This is a genomic window from Kitasatospora sp. NPDC058243 (assembly GCF_042882025.1).
Classification (GTDB): domain Bacteria; phylum Actinomycetota; class Actinomycetes; order Streptomycetales; family Streptomycetaceae; genus Kitasatospora.
In genome coordinates this window covers 151,685-169,689 of the sequence record NZ_JBHVWW010000008.1, presented here as the reverse complement: position 1 = coordinate 169,689, position 18,005 = coordinate 151,685, and the positions used below count along the sequence as shown (strand labels likewise).

General features: G+C 74.1%; 15 protein-coding genes. 5 read left to right on the top strand and 10 right to left on the bottom strand.

Going from position 1 to position 18,005, the window contains the following annotated elements:
- Positions 1 to 110 precede the first annotated feature (110 nt).
- Entirely contained in the window at positions 111 to 725 is a 615-nt protein-coding gene (locus ACFVX9_RS08780; protein WP_387981074.1) for a YceI family protein, read from the top strand.
- A gap of 155 nt (positions 726 to 880) precedes the next feature.
- Here the strand turns inward: ACFVX9_RS08780 and ACFVX9_RS08775 are convergent, their stop codons facing one another.
- Positions 881 to 1,843 (bottom strand): LysR family transcriptional regulator, encoded by a 963-nt coding sequence (locus ACFVX9_RS08775; protein WP_387981072.1) that lies wholly within the window; start codon positions 1,841 to 1,843, stop codon positions 881 to 883.
- 112 nt (positions 1,844 to 1,955) lie between these two features.
- On the opposite strand from ACFVX9_RS08775, the gene ACFVX9_RS08770 reads away from it, so the two are divergent.
- Complete coding sequence (locus ACFVX9_RS08770) at positions 1,956 to 3,212, top strand: MFS transporter (protein WP_387981070.1); 1,257 nt, start codon at positions 1,956 to 1,958, stop codon at positions 3,210 to 3,212.
- Positions 3,213 to 3,222: 10 nt separating this feature from the next.
- Positions 3,223 to 3,702 carry a macro domain-containing protein gene (locus ACFVX9_RS08765; protein WP_380561025.1) on the top strand — a complete coding sequence of 160 codons (480 nt, stop codon included), beginning with the start codon at positions 3,223 to 3,225 and terminating at the stop codon, positions 3,700 to 3,702.
- Here the strand turns inward: ACFVX9_RS08765 and ACFVX9_RS08760 are convergent.
- Positions 3,687 to 4,259, bottom strand: a complete 573-nt coding sequence (locus ACFVX9_RS08760) for a GNAT family N-acetyltransferase (RefSeq protein ID WP_387981067.1) — start codon at positions 4,257 to 4,259, stop codon at positions 3,687 to 3,689. The two genes, ACFVX9_RS08765 and ACFVX9_RS08760, sit on opposite strands and share 16 nt — an antisense overlap.
- Positions 4,260 to 4,453: 194 nt before the next feature.
- Here ACFVX9_RS08760 and ACFVX9_RS08755 point away from each other — a divergent pair, with 194 nt between their 5' ends.
- Positions 4,454 to 5,320 carry a TetR family transcriptional regulator gene (locus tag ACFVX9_RS08755; RefSeq protein WP_387981064.1) on the top strand — a complete coding sequence of 289 codons (867 nt, stop codon included), beginning with the start codon at positions 4,454 to 4,456 and terminating at the stop codon, positions 5,318 to 5,320.
- Positions 5,321 to 5,397: 77 nt separating this feature from the next.
- On the opposite strand, the gene ACFVX9_RS08750 is transcribed toward ACFVX9_RS08755, so the two are convergent.
- From ACFVX9_RS08750 to ACFVX9_RS08715, 8 genes are all read right to left on the bottom strand, one after another.
- Complete coding sequence (locus ACFVX9_RS08750) at positions 5,398 to 6,678, bottom strand: GNAT family N-acetyltransferase (RefSeq protein ID WP_387981062.1); 1,281 nt, start codon at positions 6,676 to 6,678, stop codon at positions 5,398 to 5,400.
- Between the two features lie 40 nt (positions 6,679 to 6,718).
- The gene (locus ACFVX9_RS08745; protein ID WP_380378067.1) at positions 6,719 to 7,240 is read right to left on the bottom strand and encodes a GNAT family N-acetyltransferase; all 522 of its coding nucleotides are present in this window, start codon (positions 7,238 to 7,240) and stop codon (positions 6,719 to 6,721) included.
- 61 nt (positions 7,241 to 7,301) lie between these two features.
- A complete protein-coding gene (locus ACFVX9_RS08740) occupies positions 7,302 to 8,573 on the bottom strand; it encodes a C40 family peptidase (protein WP_387981059.1) in 1,272 nt (423 codons plus the stop codon).
- Between the two features lie 238 nt (positions 8,574 to 8,811).
- On the bottom strand, positions 8,812 to 9,885 hold the full coding sequence (locus ACFVX9_RS08735) for a hypothetical protein (RefSeq protein WP_063348769.1): 1,074 nt from the start codon (positions 9,883 to 9,885) through the stop codon (positions 8,812 to 8,814).
- Positions 9,886 to 9,963: 78 nt separating this feature from the next.
- Positions 9,964 to 11,739 (bottom strand): threonine/serine exporter ThrE family protein, encoded by a 1,776-nt coding sequence (locus tag ACFVX9_RS08730; protein WP_380427613.1) that lies wholly within the window; start codon positions 11,737 to 11,739, stop codon positions 9,964 to 9,966.
- A 209-nt stretch (positions 11,740 to 11,948) separates the two neighbouring features.
- The gene (locus ACFVX9_RS08725) at positions 11,949 to 12,602 is read right to left on the bottom strand and encodes a DedA family protein (RefSeq protein WP_380380603.1); all 654 of its coding nucleotides are present in this window, start codon (positions 12,600 to 12,602) and stop codon (positions 11,949 to 11,951) included.
- 164 nt (positions 12,603 to 12,766) lie between these two features.
- Positions 12,767 to 15,124, bottom strand: a complete 2,358-nt coding sequence (locus ACFVX9_RS08720) for a hypothetical protein (protein WP_387981056.1) — start codon at positions 15,122 to 15,124, stop codon at positions 12,767 to 12,769.
- Between the two features lie 75 nt (positions 15,125 to 15,199).
- Complete coding sequence (locus ACFVX9_RS08715) at positions 15,200 to 17,173, bottom strand: ATP-binding protein (RefSeq protein ID WP_387981054.1); 1,974 nt, start codon at positions 17,171 to 17,173, stop codon at positions 15,200 to 15,202.
- Positions 17,174 to 17,516: 343 nt separating this feature from the next.
- On the opposite strand from ACFVX9_RS08715, the gene ACFVX9_RS08710 reads away from it, so the two are divergent.
- Positions 17,517 to 17,834, top strand: coding sequence for a hypothetical protein (locus ACFVX9_RS08710; protein ID WP_063348764.1), 318 nt, complete (start codon positions 17,517 to 17,519; stop codon positions 17,832 to 17,834).
- Positions 17,835 to 18,005: the final 171 nt, after the last annotated feature.

Genomic DNA, 18,005 nt, shown 5'->3' with positions numbered 1-18,005 from the left:
AGTCTTTCGCGAAACGCCGACGACTGTGGTTGAAATTTGAACGAAAGCGGCCTACGCTGAAACCAACAAGTTGAAGCCTAAACAAATGGCTTCGGACCCGAGGAGGAGCCATGGGCCTGTTCAACCGCACCAAGACCGCCACCCCCACCGCCGTCGCCGTCGCCGAGACCCCGGCCGGCCCGGACCTCGCCCACCTGACCGGCGACTGGACCATCGACACCACGCACAGCGAGGTCGCCTTCTCGGTGCGCCACGCCATGGTGACGAACGTCAAGGGCCGCTTCACCGAGTACGACGGCAAGCTGCACCTGGACGGCAGCACCCCTGGCAACTCCTCCGCCGACCTGGTGATCAAGGTCGCCAGCATCGACACCAACCAGGCCCAGCGCGACGAGCACCTGCGCACCGGCGACTTCTTCGCCGCCGACACCTACCCGGAGATCCGCTTCCGCAGCACCTCGGCCGAGCGGCTGCGCGGCGACACGTACCGGATGAGCGGCGAGCTGACCATCAAGGACACCACCCGCCCGGTGGTCCTGGACCTGGAGTACACCGGCAGCGCCACCGACGCCTACGGCGTCGAGCGGGTCGGCTTCGAGGGCAGCACCGTCCTCGACCGCACCGAGTTCGGCCTGACCTACAACGCGGCCCTGGAGACCGGCGGCGTGCTGATCAGCGAGAAGGTCAAGCTCAGCTTCGACATCTCCGCCGTCAAGGCGGCCTGACCCGGCCGTCCACGACTGCCACCCGGGCCACCGGACCCGCCGCGCGGACCGGTCCGCCCGCCCGCTGCCCCTGCCGACCCCCGACGGCAGGGGCGGCATCGCGTCCCGGCGGCCCCCGTCACCCGGCCCTCACCCAGCCGCGGCACTTGGCCCGGTCACCCGAGCAGCGCCGCGTCCGCCGTCGGCAGCCAGCTGCCCGCCGGCCGCCGCAGCCAGCCCTCGGCCGCACCGAGCCCGGCGGCCGCGGCGCCCAGTGCAGCCAGCCCCGGGTGGCGCTCACCGGGCCGGTGCACGAGGCTGACCAGGCTCAGCGGCATCGGCTCCACCAGCGGCACGGTCACCGCCCCCGGAATCCACGGCCCGCCGACGGTGGTCAGCATCGGATCGCCGTGCCGGGCCAGGTAACGGGCCGTCTCGTCCAAACCCACCGGCGGCACGTACGGCGCGGCCGGCGTCAGGCCGTGCTCGCGCAGCAGGCGGACACCGAGGTCGGCCCACTCGGTGGTGGCCGGGTTGCCGGCGCAGACGTCGACGGGGTGCCCGGTCAGCTCGGCGACGCGCAGCACCGGACGGCCGGCCAGCGGGTGGGTGTCCGCCATCATTACCGAGATCTGATCCAACCGAACCGGCCGCTGGGTGAGTTGGCCGCGCAGCGGGGCGGGCAGTCCGGCGAACCGGCCGAAGGACACGTCCAGCCGGTGGGCCAGCAGTTCGGCGGCGGCCGCGGCGAGGCCGCCGTGGAAGCGGGCCAGCAGTTCGCCCTCCGGCCAGGCGGCGCGGGCGCGTTCGAGCACCCGGTCGGCGGTGAGGTCCGGGCCGGTGACGTCGCTGTTGAGGTCCACCAGCAGCGGCCGGGCCGCGGCGCCCGCCAGGATCTCGTCGTGCAGGGCGAGGAGCCGGCGCGCCCGGGGCAGCAACCGCAGCCCGGCCGGGGTGAGTTCGACGCTGCGGGTGGTGCGGGTGAACAGCGCGTCGCCGAGCAGCCCTTCCAAGGTCCGGATGTCCCGGCTGAGCGCCTGCTGGGCGACGTGCAGCCGCCCGGCGGCCCGGCCGAAGTGCAGGCTCTCGGCGGCCGCGACGAAGCCGCGGAGCAGACGGGGGTGCAGGTCACGGGGCATGGGCGGCAGATTAACAACAACCTGCTGTGAATGTGGCGGAACAGGTGTTGGACCGCCGCCCGGCACCGACGGGAGGCTGATGGGCGTCCCCCTCACTCTCCCCAGGAGCCCGATGCCCTCGCGCGCCCTCCTCACCTCCTACCGGCGGCTGTTCGCGGCCCCCGGCGCCGCCGCCTTCACCCTCGCCGGGCTGCTCGGCCGGCTCGCGCTGTCGATGAACGGCGTCTCGCTGGTCGTGCTGCTCGCCGAACGGCGCGGCTCGTACGCGCTGGCCGGCACCGTCTCGGCCGTCGGGCTGATCACCGGCGCGATCGGGATGCCGCTGCTCGGGCGGCTGGTGGACCGGTACGGGCAGGCGCGGGTGACCGTACCGGCCGCGCTCTACAACGCCGCCCCGCTCGCCGCCCTGCTGCTCTGCCTCCGGCTCGGCGCACCCGACTGGACGCTCTACGCCTGCTGGGCGGCCTGCGCGGCCGCGCCCAACCTCGGCGGCATGGCCCGGGCCCGCTGGGCACACCTGTACCGGGCCGACCCGGCCGCCCGGCACCTGGCCAACTCCCTCGAACAGGCCCTGGACGAGCTCTGCTTCATGGCCGGGCCCGTCCTCGCGATGACGCTCTGCACGGCGGTCGCCCCGGAGGCCGGGCTGCTCGCCGCCGGGGCGCTCGGCACCACCGGCGCCCTGCTGTTCGCGGCCCAGCGGCGCACCGAACCACCGTTGCCCGCCCGCGCGGAGGGCGACCGCCACGGCTCGCCGCTGCGGGTGCCCGGGCTGCGGGTGCTGCTGCTCGCCTTCCTCGCCACCGGCGTCGTCTTCGGCTCGACCGAGATCACCACCGTGGCGTACGCCGACGCGCTCGGGCACAAGGCGGCGGCGGGCGCGCTGCTGGCCCTGGTCGCGGGCGGATCCTGCCTGGCCGGGCTGGTGTTCGGGCTGCTGACGCCGCGTCGGTCACCCGGAGTGCGCTTCCTGTCCGGGGCCGCGGCGATGGCCGGGGGGCTGCTGCTGCCGCTCGCAGCCGGACTCGGCGGGGCCGGACTCGGCCTGCTCGGGGTCGCGCTGTTCGCGGCCGGCACGGCCACCGCGCCGACCATGGTGACCGGGATGACGCTGGTCCAGGAACTGCTGCCGGGGCGGCAGTTCAACGAGGGGATGGCAATCGCGGTGTCCGGCATCGTGGTCGGCATCTCGGGCGGCGCGGCGCTCGCCGGCGCGGTCGCCGAGCACGCCGCCCCCGGCACCGGCTACGCCCTGCCGGCCTGCGCCGCCGCGCTCGCGCTGCTGATCGCCCTGGCCGGGCGGCGGCACCTGCACGCCGCCGGGGCCCCGGCGGAAAGTGCCGCGCGGGTTGTCAGTGGCTCGGTCTAGCGTTCGGGGCATGGCGGAAATCACCTATGTCCGAGGCGATGCCACCGCGCCGCAGGGCAAGGGCGTGAAGGTGATCGCGCACGTCTGCAACGACCTCGGCGGCTGGGGCAAGGGCTTCGTGCTCGCGCTGTCCAGACGCTGGCCCGAGCCCGAGGCCGCGTTCCGGCGCTGGCACCGGGAGCGGGCGGGGAACGACTTCGGGCTCGGCGCCCTGCAGTTGGTGCAGGTCGAGCCGTACGTCTGGGTGGCCAACCTGGTCGGCCAGCGCGGCATCCGGACGGGGCGTTCCACCGGGGTGCCGGTCCGGTACGAGGCGATCGACACCGCGCTGGCCGCGCTGGGCGACCACGCGCGGGAGCTCGGCGCCTCCGTCCACATGCCGCGGATCGGCTGCGGCCTGGCCGGTGGGCGCTGGGAGCGGGTCGAACCGCTGGTGTCCGCGCGGCTGGTGGAGCGGGGGGTGCCGGTGACGGTCTACGACGTCGGCTGAGCCGGCACCGCCTGTGCTGGCACCGCCTGCGCCGCGAGGCTCTCGGCGGGCCAGCTGTACACGCACTCGGGCAGCACGTACCCGCCCGGGAACACGCCCTCCTGCACCCGCGTCCGTACACCGCCCTCGCGCTCGTAGAAGCCGATCGCGCGGATGTTGTCGCGCAGCACCTCCAGGTACAGCTCGGCCCCGGGGTGCCGCTCGACGACGTGGGCGCGGGCTGCGGCGAACAGTGCGCGGCCGATGCCGCCGCCGGTCCGGCCGGGGCGGACGTGCAGGTTGTCGACCAGTACCCGGCCGTCCGGCTGCGGGACGAGGTAGATGAACCCGACCGTCTCCCCGGCCTGGTCGGCGATCAGCAGTTCCGGCTCGGCGGCCGGATCGCCGTAGTCGACGGTCAGCCGCAGCTCCCACAGCTCGCGCCGCTGGACGGGCAGTCCGTCGCCGAGTGCGTCCGCGGGGACGATCCCGCGGTAGGCGGTGCTCCAGCTGCGGGCGTGCAGGTCGGCGACGGCCGCGGCGTCCTGAGCTCCGCCGCGCCGGATGGTGGTCTGCACGGGACTGATCATGTGACGAGCCTCCCACAGATTGGAGTTGAACATGTTCAAGCGAAACCTCTACAGTGCTCACATCATTTTGAACGCGTTCGAAATGGCGGGGGTGGTGGATGTGGCACCGAGCACGGAGGGGACGCCCGGTGCCGCGTCCACCGACACGGGTTGGAGCTTCGTCTCCGGTTAGGCTCGTGCCCGTGGACGACCTGGCAGCGACGAACCGAACGGACGGCACGAGCGGTGCGGCCGCGACCCCGGCCGACACCCCGACCGACCCTGCAGCCGACACCGCGACCGACCCCGCGGCCGCACCCGGTGCCGACAGCGGGCCCGGCACCGACAGCGGGCCCATGCCCGGCGGTCGGGCGCAGCCGAAGACCGACAAGAGCGAGCAGACCCGGGCGCTGATCCTGGAGACCGCGATGCGGCTCTTCCAGGAGCGCGGCTACGAGAAGACCACCATGCGCGCGATCGCCACCGAGGCGGGCGTCTCGGTCGGCAATGCTTACTACTATTTTTCGGCGAAGGAATTCCTAATTCAGGGATTCTATGACCGAATGACGTACGACCATGCGGCGGAGGCCAGGAATCGCATGGCCAATACGCGGAACTTTGCCGAGCGCCTGGAAATCGCGCTGACCTCCTGGCTCGACACGGCCGCGCCGTACCACGAGTTCGCCGCCCAGTTCTTCCGCACCGCTGCCGACCCGACCAGCTCGCTGAGTCCGTTCTCCAACGAGTCCCACCCGGCGCGAGCGACCGCCGTGGAACTGTTCCGCGACGTGTTGCAGGGATCTGAGCTGGCGCCCAAGCTGGATGCCGAGCTGGGAGAGTTGCTGCCCGACGTGCTCTGGCTGCACCTGATGGTCGTGGTGCTCTACTGGGTTTTCGACCGGACCGAGGACACCGAGCGGACACGGGAATTCGTCCGCCGGTCCACCCCCATGGCGGCCCGGGTGATCAACCTCTCGCGTTATCGGGTATTCCGCCCGATCGTCCGCGATGCCAAGGGCCTCATCCAGGACTTCATCCTGCCGACCATCGGGAAAACCGCCGTCAAGTAGCCCGCCCGAGGGCAGCTCGGACGCGTCGGGGGCCGGACCGCAGCGGTGCGGTCCGGCCCTCGGCGTGACGGCGCCGCTCAGAACCCGTCCGGGTTCCAGGGTTGCAGCGGCGTGCGCAGCAGCAGGTCGGCGGCGACCGCCGCGCCGGGGCGCAGTTCGGTGAGCAGGCCGGCCGCGAGCAGCCGGGGCGCCGTCTCGCCGCCCAGGTAGAGCGAAGCCAGCTCGGAGGCGTCCAGGGCGAGGTCGGCGTCGTCCGTGGTCCGGGTGCAGCGGCCGGTGCCGTCCGCGGCGACCTCGATCGCCCAGCGGCCGGAGGCGTAGCCGAGCCGGTCCTCGACCTCCAGGACCACCCGGCCGGGCGCGCCGTACGTCCGGGCGTCGAACGCGGCCGCCACGTCCAGCACCCGCAGCCAGGTGAAGTCGGCGTTGTCCACGTACGGGGTGGCGGCGCGCGGCTCCTGGAGCAGCAGCGGCAGCGGGTCGTCCGGGCCGATGTTCTCCGCGACGACCTTGCGCACCCAGTCGACGGAGAGGACGAAGCGCCACAGCTCGGCGGCGGTCGCCCGGTCGAGGGCGAGGAAGTCGGCCACGGTCAGGGTGCAGTTCGGGTAGCTGCCGTCCCAGGCGTCGTCGACCCGGTAGGCCACCAGGCCGGTGACCGTGCCGTCGGCGTCCCGGTGGACGGCCACGAACGGCTCCTTGAACTCGTGGCCCGGCAACTGGAGTTCGCCGGTGTTCCGCTTCCACCACAGCTCGTCGCGGACGATCGCGCCCGGCTGGGTGCGCCGCCAGCGCTCGTGCAGGTCGGGGCCCAGCTCGCGGGCCTGCTCCATGGTCACGAAGTCGATCCGCCCGCCGGGCACGGTGGGCAGGCCGTCGCGCAGGCCGCGGGTGCGGTGCAGGTCGATGTTCCAGCCGTGGCCGCGGGTGGCCGGGCCGAAGCCGTAGCGGCCGTAGATGTTGTACTCGGCGGCGATCAGGATGGCGACCGCCGAACCCCGCTCGGCGGCGGCCGCGAGGTCGCGGCGCATCAACGTTCCGAGCAGGCCGCGGCGGCGGTGGGTGGCGCTGACCGTCACGGCGGTGACGGCGTCGGCCCGGACGGTGGCCCCGCCCGGGACGGTCAGCTCGACGTCGAAGCTGCGGAAGGTGGCGATGCAGCGGTCACCGTCGAAGCCGGCCAGCATCCGGCCCGGCTCCCACTGCCGGCGGCGGAAGTCGGCCGTGCTCTCCGCGTGCGAGCGCAGGAAGCCCAGAGCGAGCGCCCGGTCCCACGCGGCCACCTCGCTCTCGGCGATCGCGCGGATCTGGAGGCCGTTCACGATGTCGACGGCCCCGTCATCGGTTGTGTTGCCCATCGGGCCACCGTACGGGCGTCGCTTTCGGGCGGCATCCCATTTATTCCGTGCCCGATGCGCGGTGCTCCCCCGGCACCACCACCCAGTGGTTGCAGTGCAGGACGCGGTTGGCGAAGTCGACGTCCAGCTCGCCGAGCAGCCGGAAGCCGAGCGCCCGGCAGATCCCGTTGGACGGGCCGTTGGCCGTCGCCGGGAAGGCGTGCACCGGGCCCCACCGGCCGTCCCGGGCGGCCGCGTCCAGCAGCTCCCGGACGGCCGCCTTGGCGAGGCCGCGCCCCTGGAACTCGGGCAGCACCATCCAGCCGATCTCGGCCACGGCGGCGCCGTCCTCCTCGTGCGACCAGAGCGTGACGGAGCCGGCCACCACCTCCGGCCCGGCGCCGTCCGGGACGATCACCTTGATCCACGAACGGTCCTCGGCGACCTCCACGACGTCCTTGCGCAGCCGCTCCCGCACCCGCTCCTCCGGCAGCGGCCCGCCCAGCTCGGCCATCATCACCGCGTCGCACCGCATCCGGACGTACGCCCCGACGTCCCCCGCCTCGACGTCCCGCAGCCTCATCGCGTCTCCTCCCGAGTGATCGACGCGGCCACGCTAGCGCCCGCCGCCGACAGCCGGGGCGCTACGGGCGGGCGTAGAAGTCGGGGGTGCCCATGATCCAGAGGCTGGCCTGTTTGACCGGCATGCCGACGCGGGGGGCCTCGATCATCTGGTCGTCGCCGATGTAGAGGCCGACGTGGTGGATGTCGACGGCCCGGCCGGTGTCCGTCCAGAACACGAGGTCGCCGGGGCGCAGCTGGCGGTAGCTGACCGGGGTGCTCTCGGCGTACTGGTCGGCGGCGAAGTGGTTGAGCTGTTTGCCGCCCTCGCGCCAGGCCATCATGGTGAGCCCGGAGCAGTCGTAGCCGGCCGGGCCCTCGCCGCCCCAGATGTAGGGCAGGCCGATCTTGGAGCGGGCGAAGGCGATGGCGGCGGCGGCGCCCTCGGCGGACCACGGGCGGTCGGCGGCGGGGGGTGCGGCCGGGGTGGCCCTGGCGGCGGCCTCGGCCGCGGCGGCCGCTTCGGCGGCGGCCTTCTCGGCGGCGGCGCGGGCGGCGGCCGCGGCCTCGCGGGCGGCGATCGCCTCCAGGGCCTCGCTGCGCCGGCGTTCCAGGTCGACGGTGGTGTGCCGGGCGGCGGCCAGGTCGGTGAGCAGTTGTTCGCGGCGGCGGTCGGCGGCGACGACCGCCTCCTGCTGGGCCGCGAGCCGGGCCTCGGCCCTGGCCTTGGCGGCGCCGACCTCGGCGGCGGCCTTCTCGGCGGTCTCGGTGGCGGCGCGGGCGGCGGCGGAGGCGCGGGTCGCGGCGGCGGCGGTGGAGGTGGCGGCGTCGAGGATCTGCCGGGTGCGCTCGCTGGCGACGCCGATCACGGCGGCGCGGTCGCCGGCTTCGCGCGGGCCGTGGGCGCCGAGCAGGGCGTTGAGGGCGGAGAGGGCGGCGCCCGCGCCCTGGCGGTACGTTTCGGCGGCGAGCTGGGCGGCGTCCTCGGCGGCCGCGGTGCGGTCGGCCTCGGCGGCGGTGGCGCGCCGGGCGGCGGTGGTCTCGTCGGCGCGGGCCCGGACGAGGGCGAGCTGGGCGCCGTTGTAGGCCTCGACGGCCTGTTCGGCGCTGCGGCCGGCCTGGTCGAGTTCGGTCCGGGCGGCGGCGAGGCCGGCTTCGATGGCGGTGACGGAGGCGGCGGTGCGGTCGGCCTCGGAGCGGGCCCGGTCGATCTCCCCGGTGGTCGGGTACGGGTCCTCCGTCCGGGCGGGGCCGGCGGCCGGTTCGGGGTCCGCCGGGGCGGCCTGGGCTGCGGGGAGCAGCCCGAGCAGGGCGGTGAGGGACAACAGGAGGGTCGGCAGGAGCCTGCGCGCCACGAGACATCCCCTTCTCACGGGTCCGGAGGGGACGGCGGCGGACGGTCCGCGGCGCTCGGGCGGGGCGGCCGGGCGGAGCAGGTCCGACGAATCATCCCATCACATGACAGAACGGTCACTCGTCGATCATGTTCTCAACTCCAGCGCTTTTCACACCTCGAACGCGCTCCGCCGAGCGGGTGACCATCAGATGATCTGACCGCTGGTCACCTTCAGTCAGGCGCACCAGGTATACGAACTACCGATGGATCCGGCGGGTGTGCGGACGCAGGTGGGGGTGTCGCCCGGACCGGTGCTCCACCCCGGTCGGACGAACCGCGTACGTCCGGTTGCGCCCCGCCCGGATCGCGCGACGGCGCTGCTGCGCCCCGAGGGACGGGCCCCCACCGCTGTCGCCCGCGCCGTACGCCCCGCCCACCGCCGCCGGGGCGGCCCCGGCGGCGGCCGCCGAGCGGCGGTCCGCAAGCCGCGCCTGACGCCGGGCCAGGGCCCGGGCGGCGTGCGCGTCGAGGTGGGCGGTGGCCCGGGCGGACATCCGCTCGGCCACCCGATGGGCGGCGGGATGGTTCGCGGGCACCTTGTCGGGGGCGCCGGCGATCAGGTCGAAAAGCCAGGTGCGGGCCCGGTCCGCACGCCGGTGCAGCAGGCGCTCGCGCCGGAGCGCACGCGCCCGGCGGCGCGGGCGCGTGGCGTACCGCCAGCGGGCCCACGGGCTGCTCGGGCGGGCCAGCCGGATCGCCCCGATCCAGGACAGGCCGGGGACCATGATGCCGAGCAGGCCGGTCCACATCTTGCCCTTGATCAGGGTGATCACCGAGGCCAGGGCGTTCACCGAGATCACCGTGATCAGGCCCCACCTGGTCTCCTGGCTGGGCACCACGCCGAGCGGCACGTACCCGACCAGCAGCAGGGCGGTGAACAGGATCCCGAAGATCACCGCGTCCACCGACTTGCGGCCCTGCTCGCTCCAGTACACGTCGTCCAGGTGCAGGATCAGCGCGAACTCGTCCAGCACCAGGCCGCAGCCGATGCCGAAGACCAGCCCGAACCAGTCGATCCACGGGTGCCCGCCGTACGTGGCGAACACCCCGACGCCGCCGACCAGCAGGAAGCCCAGGCCGAACACCATGTGATGGATGTGCAGGCCGCCGGGGGTGACGTTGCCGAACCACCACCGCACCTCGGCGCGGATCATCCGGACGCTGAACCGGATGAACACGAAGGAGGTGATGAAGCCGACCAGCAGCAGGAACAACGGCTGCTTGTGCGCGGCGACGATGTGCTCGCGATAGCCGTCCAGCAGTGTGGTCATGCGTCTTACCTTCGTTCCTGGTCCTGCGTGCGGCCTGCCGTGACATGGCCCGGAACCCAACACCGGTCCAACGTGCGGTCAGAACCCGCGGGTGCGTTTGGCCGCCCGGCGCGGCACGACCGGGTACAGCGACGGGCGCTCGCCGCCGACCGGCAGCTTCATGAACATCCGGGCGATCTCACCGCCCAGGTTCACCCCGATCGCCAGTGCCATCGCGATCGCCGCCGCCCGGGAGACGGACACCAGGCCCGCACTGGCGTGGCCCTGGGCGAAGGACAGCATCCCCAGGTAGAGCGCCGAACCGGGCATCAGCGGGCCGATCGCGGCCGTCACGTACGGCAGCGCGGAGCCGTTGCGGTAGCGCGCCATCAGCTGGCCGAACAGGCCGACCAGGCCGGCCGCCACCCCCGTCGCCACGATCGGGGAGATGCCCGCGTTGTACGCCAGCACGCCGTAGCTGGCCCAGCCGATGCCGCTGTTCAGGGTGACCAGCGCGAGCGAGCGGCGGTCGGTCTGCAGCAGCGTGGCGAAGGCCAGGGTCAGCAGCATCGCGGCGATCATCTGGACCGGCGGGTAGGTGACGCCCGCCAGGCTCTCGTCCGGCCGCAGCTTCGCCTCGAAGCCGACCCCCAGGTAGAGGATCAGCATCACGCCGATCACGATGCCCGCGACCAGGTAGATCACCTCCAGCAGGCGGGCCGCGGCGGTGATGTAGAAGCCGGTCAGGCCGTCCTGGACGGCGGCGACCAGCGCCCGGCCGGGCAGCAGCGCGAACAGGCCACCAGTGATCACCACCGAGCCGCGCAGGCCCCAGTCGTTGAAGGACAGGATGATCCCGGAGGCGGCGGCCGGCATCGCGGCCGCCACGAACTGGTAGAACTCCGGCAGCCGGCGCCGGGCCAGCGTGGAGGCCAGCCGGTCGCCGAGGACGGCCGCGACGAAGGCGCTGGCGAAGACCAGCCAGGCCTTGTCGTCGATCCGCCCGCCGACCAGGAAGGTGGCCGCGCCGGCCAGCAGACCGGTGGTCAGCGCGAGCATCCAGCCCGGGTACGGGTGCCGGTTGCGGCGGATCAGGGCGAGCCGGCGGTAGGCGTCGTTGACCGTGACCTTCTCCGCGGTGATGTCCGCGACCAGCTCGTAGACCGCGTTCAGCCGGGTGTAGTCGGAGGTGCGGCGGCGCACCACCCGGTCGGCGGTGATCGGCGGCTCGACCAGCGAGGGCTGGTGCGAGATGCCGATCAGGGTGAAGGTCACCTGCGGCTCGCAGCGGTCCAGCCGGTAGGCGTGCGCGATGCCGAGCATCGCCGCCTCGACGTCCTCGGCGGCCTCGCCGCTGGCGAGCAGCAGCTCGCCGATGCGCAGCGTCAGGTCGAGGATGCGGGGGACGTTGCGGGTCGCGCCCGCGGAGGGGTGCAGCTCGCGGGCGGTCCGCTCGAAGGCGGGGCGCTCGGACATCGGCATGCGCAGCAGGGTGCGCATCCGGTCCGGCCAGGGCGCCTCGCCGGGGGCGCCGGCGGTCAGCTCCGGGACCGGGATGCCCATCGGCGGGGTGTAGCCGGCGGCCCGCCACTCCTCGGGGGTGAGGGTGTCCTCGGCGACCGATCGGCGGCGGGCGGGGCGCGCGTCCTCCGGGCCGGGTGCCTGTCCGGGCGCGGGGTGCGGCCCGAGCGCAGGGTGCGGCCCGGACCCGGGGGGCGGCCCGGACTCGGCGGGCGGCTCCCGCTCCGGCTCCGGGGACAGCAGGCCCCTGGTCTCCGTGATCGGCGGGACGAAGGGGACGACGGTGGCGGGCTCGACGGTCGGGGCCGGATGGCCCAGCAGGCCCTCGGTGGGCGGCGCCTCGGCGGGGTCCACCGGCCGTACCGGCGGCGTCCGCCGGGTCTGACGGACCGCCCGGCCTCCCCTCGCCCGCTTGCCTGCGCCCGGTCGGCCCCGCTTAGGCACTTCCGCTCCTTGCCACCCCTGGCGGCCGTCGGCCACCGTTCGATCTCGGGTTACACCTTGCCTGATCGAACTGCCGGACGCACATGTACGCGGCGTACCCCGACGGGGGCCGCGGACTCCTACCCGGCGCGGTGGCGGTCGGCGGACGCCGCGCCGGAACGGCGGGCCCGCAGCAGTTCGACCGCCACCGGGACCACCGAGACCAGCACGATGCCGACCAGGATCGCCTCGATGTTCTCCCGGACGAACGGGATCTGGCCCAGGAAGTAGCCGAGCACGGTGACGCCGGCGCCCCACAGCACGCCGCCGACGAGGTTGAAGACCACGAAGGTGCGGTAGTTCATCCTGCTCACCCCGGCGACGATCGGGGTGAAGGTGCGCACGATCGGCACGAAGCGGGCCAGCACGATCGCCTTGGGCCCGTGCCGGTCGAAGAAGGCGGCGGCCTTCTCCACGTTCTCCTGCTTGAAGAGCCGGGAGTCGGCGCGGCGGAACAGGCTCGGCCCGACCTTGCGGCCGAACAGGTAGCCGACCTGGTCCCCCGCCACCGCGGCGGCCACGATCAGCGCGCAGACCAGCCAGAGCGGCTGGTGCAGGTAGGTGCCGTCGGCCACCAGCAGGCCGGTGGTGAACAGCAGCGAGTCCCCCGGCAGGAAGAAGCCGATCAGCAGGCCGGACTCGGCGAAGACGATGGCCAGGACACCGAACAGGTTGAAGGCGGAGATCAGGTTGGTCGGATCGAGCCAGGACGGGCCGAGGGCGAGGCTGGTCACGGGCGGACACTCCTGGGGGTCGAGTCTTGGCAATGAAATGGTAAAGCATTTACCAAGACTCGACAGATCCCGGGATGGTTCCCGCTCCGGGCACGCGCGCCCCGCCCCCGCGGCGCGCGTGCCCGGAGCGGGTCAGAGCCGGACCGGGCTGGAGCGGGAACGGGTCAGAGGCCGTAGCGCTCGACGATCTCCTCGTGCCGGGCGGCGTCCGCGCCCGCCGCCTTGGCCAGGTCGAGCCAGGCGAGCGGGTGCGGCCAGTCGCCGGTGAGCCGGTGCAGCAGCGCGTCGGCCTCGGCGGCGGAGGCCGTCGGCGGCACCCCGAGGGCGGCGTAGACGCCGGGCAGCGTGCCGTCCTCGTCGGCCGGGTCGGTGATGCGGTACTGCTCCCCGCTGTACGCCCAGACCGCGAAGCCGGCCTGCTGGAGGCTCTCGCGCAGCGCCGCCCACGGCTCGTCGCCGGGCCAGCCGCCGTCGATCCAGTAGGTGGTGTACCCCGCCGGGTCGAGCAGGGTGAGCAGTTCGAACACCGGGTGCCAGCCGCGCCGCTCCTCCTCGGGGGCGTCCTCGGCCGGCGGCGGCTCCAGCAGCGCCGGGGCGAAGACCACCACGTCGCCGTGGTTGAGCGTCAGGTCCTCGCCGAGCACCGGCAGGATCCGGGCGGTGGCCGGACCGGTGCGGACGGCGGGCAGGTCGGCGGTGGCGCCGTTGGTGCGGGTGGCCCGGACGGTGACCAGCTGCCACTCCTCGTCCACCGGCCCCTCGGGCTCGTCGAACTCGATGCCGAGCAGCGCGCCCGCGGAACGGACCGCGGCCCAGTCCCGGTTGGCGGTGGCCGCCGTGATCAGGTGCCAGAGGTCGGGCTCCTGGACGGTGCGGTGGCGCTCCTCCTCCGGGGCGGCCTCGGCAGGCAGCGCGTGCTCCAGGAGCTCCTGGTACAGCCGCTGCGCGGTGGCGTGGTCGCCCAGCTCGGTGGCGGCGCCGGCGGCCAGCCGGCGGGTGTTGATCCGGCCGGCGTCCAGGGCGAGGATCGCCTCGCACTGCTCCAGCACCTCGGCCCAGCGGCCCTCGGCGGCGGCCCAGCGGGCGCGTATCCAGTGCCCGTCCTCCGGGCTGTCGTCGGCCAGCCGGTCGGCGAGGCGGCGGACACCCTCGCCGTCCCCCGCGTCGATCAGGGCGGAGCCGAGCATGCCGATCAGCACCTCGTCGGCCGGGGCGGTGTCGAGCCAGTGCCAGAGCAGGTCGGCGGCGGCCCGGGCGTGGCCGAGGCCGCCGAGCACCGCGGCCAGGTTGACGGCCAGTTCGGTGGCGCCGGCCTGCTCACCCCGGTACCGGTCCAGGGCGACGGAGAGCAGGTCGGCGCCGGTCTCGTAGGGCACTCCGACCTCGGCCAGGTGCGCCGTCAGCTCGCCGGGCGGGACGGGCAGCCCGGGCTCCGGCAGCGCCTCGGCGGCCGCCCGCAGCGCGGCGACCTCCGCGGCCACGCCGTCGGTGCGGCGCAGCTGGGCGAGCTTGCGCTCCCCGGTCGAGGCGAGGGTCAGCGCCACCGTCCGGGCGCCGCGGGCGAGGGCGAGCCGACCCGCCGCCAGCAGCAGGTCCACGCACGGGCGGTGCGAGCCGGTGCCGTCCAGGTAGCCGACCCAGCCGGCCACGGCGGCGCCCAGTTCGGCGTCGTTCTCCCAGGCGCCGGCCGCGACCAGCAGCTCGACCGTGTGCGTCCAGCCGTCCCGCAGGTCGGCGTGGCGCTCGGCGGCCTCCCGGTCGGGCAGCAGCGCCGGCGCCTCCTCCGTCCGGCCGAGCGAGGCCAGCGCGCGGGCCCGCAGCAGGCCGCCCCAGAGCCGGTCGCTCTCGTCGATCTCGTGGCCGCGGGAGCGCTCGGCCTGCTCGGCGGTGTCGAGCAGCGCGAGCACCTCCTGGTGCCGGCCGAGCCGGTGCAGGGTGCCGGCCCGGGCGTGGTGGAAGTGCAGCGAGAGCCGCTCGCCGGCCGCCTGGATCCGGGTGGCGGCGGTGTCCAGGTGGGCGAGCGCCTCGGTGTGGCGGCCATCGTCCTCCAGCGCGTCGGAGTACTCGCGGGAGAGGCAGTCGAAGCAGGCGCGGCCGGGCTCGATCCGCTCCAGCGTCTCGCCGAGCACCGCCAGCCGCTCCGGCACGTAGCCGGGGCCGTCGACCCGGGCGTGGCAGATCGCGAAGTCCTGCACCACGCAGACGGACTGCGGGCAGCCCGCCGTCTCCTCGCGGTGGGCGAACTCCAGCAGGTCGACCGCCTCGGGCAGGGCCTGCTCGCCCTGGTGGCGCTTGTTCAGCAGGTTCTGCATCCGCCAGTGCCGCAGGTAGACCTCGACCCAGGGCAGGCCGAGCGCCCGGGAGGCGGCCAGCGCCTCCGGGTAGACGGCGTCCACCTGGTCGTTGCGGCCCTCGTTGGCGTGGCCGGGCAGCTCGTAGATGGCGTCGGCCAGCCGCCGGTGGCCGGCCTCGGCCAGCTGGCGGTGGGCGTCGTGGACCCAGGCCCAGATGTCGGTACTCATGTGGTGTCCCCCTGCGTGGTGCTGATGTGATGTCTACCGCGGACCACTGACAATCCGTCCGTCACGCCTCGTCCGTCACGCCTCGTCCGGGAGGGCGTCGAGGGTGTCCGGGACGGCCGACAGGCCGGCCGGGACGGCGGCGGTCAGCGCCGAGACCGCGGTGCCGACGCCGGACAGCGCGGCGGTGAGGTCGCCGCCGGACGCGCCGGTCGAGCCCGCCGAGGCGGCGGCCATGATCACCTTGAGCGAGCGGAGCAGCCCGGCCGCCGTGGCACTGCCGGTGTGCCCGGCACGGTAGGCGGCGAGCAGGTCCAGCACGGCCGGGCAGGACAGGTTGAGGTAGAGGCGGGCCCTGACCTCGCCGTCGGTGCGGGCGGTGAACGCCCGGGCCAGCCGCAGCGCCGCGGACGGGATCCGGGCGTCGGCCTGGTCGTCCTCGATCCGGGCCTTCAGCTCGGCCTCGCGGTCCGGCACCAGGACCAGCGGCAGGCCGGGCGGGTCGAACCGGGCCGGGACGAGCTGCTCGCCCTCGTCGGCGAGGGCACCGGCCAGCCAGGCCGCCTCGCCGGCCGGCAGCGGCCGCTCCGGGTCGCGGAACAGCTCGCGGTCGCCGTGCTCGCTGCCCAGCTCGACCAGGCGGCAGCCGCGCAGCTGGGCGTAGCGACGCAGGAAGGGCAGGACGGCGTAACGGTCGCCGCGGGCGATCGGCACCCGCATCGCCCGGTACAGCATCTCCTCGAAGCCGCCGCCGCTGCCGAGCGCGACGTGCACCGCGCCCCCGCCCGCGGCCCGCAGCGCGCCGGCGGTGAGGTCGCCCTGGGAGGTGGGGACGGGGACGTCGTCGGCGAGCAGGGTGAACAGCCGCTCGTCGCAGAGCGCGGCGCCGAGCAGGTCCTGGCCGTGCCGGGTGAGGATGCGGCGCCAGGCGGCGGGCCGCAGCCGGGCGGTCTCGTACAGGCCGTCGACGATGGCGTCGGTGAGGGCGCGCTGGAGCGCGCGGTAGTGGTCGTCGCGCTGGAGGTCCTCGCGGCTGGCGGTGGGGGTGAGCCGGCTGGACTCGACCACGCCGCCGATGAACCCGGCCCAGCTGGGCAGCAGGTCGCGGGCGTCCTCGGCGAGCAGCATGCCGCGCAGGTAGACGGCGAGGTCGCGGTTGTCGCTGCTGCCGTAGGTGCCACCGTCCTGGACCCAGAGCAGGCCGATCGCGTCGGTGCCTCCCTCGGCCCCTCCCCCGGCCCCTCCCCCGGTGCCTCCCCCGGTGCCGCTCTCGGTGCCGCTCTCGGCCGGGTGGACGGGGAAGGCCGTGAGCGGCTCGAAGCGGCGGCCGAAGGCGGTGGCGAAGCGCATCCGGGCGGCGTGCTGGTCACCCGGCACGCTGTGGCGCCAGGGCACCTCGACGTTGTTGACGGGCTGCTCGTCGTCGCCGACGTAGACCGGGATCGGCAGCAGCACGCAGTACCGGCCGAGCACGTCGCGCAGCGCGTCCTCGTCGGCGAGGTGGGCGTGTTCGGCCTTGAGGGTCAGCTCGACGACCGTGCCGGGGCGGGGCCGGGCGGCCACCGGGTCGACCTGGTACTGCTCGCCGCCCCGGCTGCGGTAGCGGTGGCCGAGGTGCGGTTCGCGGTGCGAGGTGGTGGTGACGGCGACCTCGTCGGCCACCGAGAAGGCGGAGAGGAAGCCGAGGCCGAAGGCGCCGATCAGCTCCTGGTTGCCGGTGAGGTCGCGCAGCATCCGGGTGTAGCCGGTGCCGACGGTGGCGAGGTAGGAGTGGATCTCCGGCTCGGTGAGGCCGGCGCCGGTGTCCTCGATGGAGACGGTCCGCCGGGTGGCGTCGCCGCGCACCCGGATCAGCGGGCGGTGGTCGCCGTCCGGGTCCTCCAGGAGTCGGCGGGTGTGCGAGTCGTGGGCGTTCTGGACGAGTTCGCGCAGAGCGACCAACGGGGTGGAGTAGAGGTGGGTGGCGAGGACGTTCACCAGTCCGCCGAGATCGACCTCGGTCGTACGCAGATCCTCGGCGGGGGCGGGCTCGGGCGGGGCACCTTCAGACATGGGTCCCCAGTGTGCCAGTGCGACTATCCGGCCACCATTTCTTTCTCTCTGAGAAAACTCAGTCAACTCTGTGTTGACTGCACAGGGTTGTCCGACTCCGCCGCTTGTGCATCAACTTCCCTCTCCACCAGCAGTTTTGATGGGTTGAGATGCCTTCGTCGCGACCATCGGGCAATCTCCGGATACGGCGTCACCATGACACCATCGGGGGAATTGCCACCCGTTTGGTGGAGTTCGTCCGCGCTGTTGGTGAATGCTGAACGTGCGACGTCAGGCAACGGCGCCACGGAGCGGCCACTCCGGATCGCGCCACATTTCGCACCCCCAGCTCAGGGAGACCACCGTGTCCCGTATCCGCGCAGCCGCCGCCGTCACCGCCCTCGGGGCGTTCCTCCTCGTCGGCTTCGGCGCCGCCAGCGCCCACGCCGACAACGGCGCCGGCGCCCTCGACCACTCCAACAGCAGCGTCGTGAGCAACACCGGCTCCGCCAACGTCATCGGCAACGTCCACGGCAACGTGGTCGTCACCCAGCAGACGGCCACCGGCTCGGGCGCGAGCAACCAGAACAACGGCCTCGCCGCGACCGGCAACGGCGGCAACATCGGCGCCCTGCAGGGCAACGGCAACCTCGACGCCCGGGCCTTCTTCCCGGTCGGCTAGAGCCGCCCCGCCCCGGGCGCAGCCACACCCCACGGGCCGGGGGGCCCGCCCCCCCCCACCGGGGGGGGACCCCGCCCCCCCCCCCTTCCCGCCACCCCCAGACAACCCCCCCCCGATTCCACAAGCCACCCCCCCCACCCCCACCGACGCCTCTCTGGCGGTTCCTCCCCC

Excerpts from the sequence above, each read along its gene's own strand:
- ACFVX9_RS08780 (WP_387981074.1), top strand. The coding sequence starts at position 111 with ATGGGCCTGTTCAACCGCACCAAGACCGCCACCCCCACCGCCGTCGCC.
- ACFVX9_RS08775 (WP_387981072.1), bottom strand. The coding sequence starts at position 1,843 with ATGCCCCGTGACCTGCACCCCCGTCTGCTCCGCGGCTTCGTCGCGGCC.
- ACFVX9_RS08770 (WP_387981070.1), top strand. The coding sequence starts at position 1,956 with ATGCCCTCGCGCGCCCTCCTCACCTCCTACCGGCGGCTGTTCGCGGCC.
- ACFVX9_RS08765 (WP_380561025.1), top strand. The coding sequence starts at position 3,223 with ATGGCGGAAATCACCTATGTCCGAGGCGATGCCACCGCGCCGCAGGGC.
- ACFVX9_RS08750 (WP_387981062.1), bottom strand. The coding sequence starts at position 6,678 with ATGGGCAACACAACCGATGACGGGGCCGTCGACATCGTGAACGGCCTC.
- ACFVX9_RS08745 (WP_380378067.1), bottom strand. The coding sequence starts at position 7,240 with ATGAGGCTGCGGGACGTCGAGGCGGGGGACGTCGGGGCGTACGTCCGG.
- ACFVX9_RS08735 (WP_063348769.1), bottom strand. The coding sequence starts at position 9,885 with ATGACCACACTGCTGGACGGCTATCGCGAGCACATCGTCGCCGCGCAC.
- ACFVX9_RS08720 (WP_387981056.1), bottom strand. The coding sequence starts at position 15,124 with ATGAGTACCGACATCTGGGCCTGGGTCCACGACGCCCACCGCCAGCTG.
- ACFVX9_RS08715 (WP_387981054.1), bottom strand. The coding sequence starts at position 17,173 with ATGTCTGAAGGTGCCCCGCCCGAGCCCGCCCCCGCCGAGGATCTGCGT.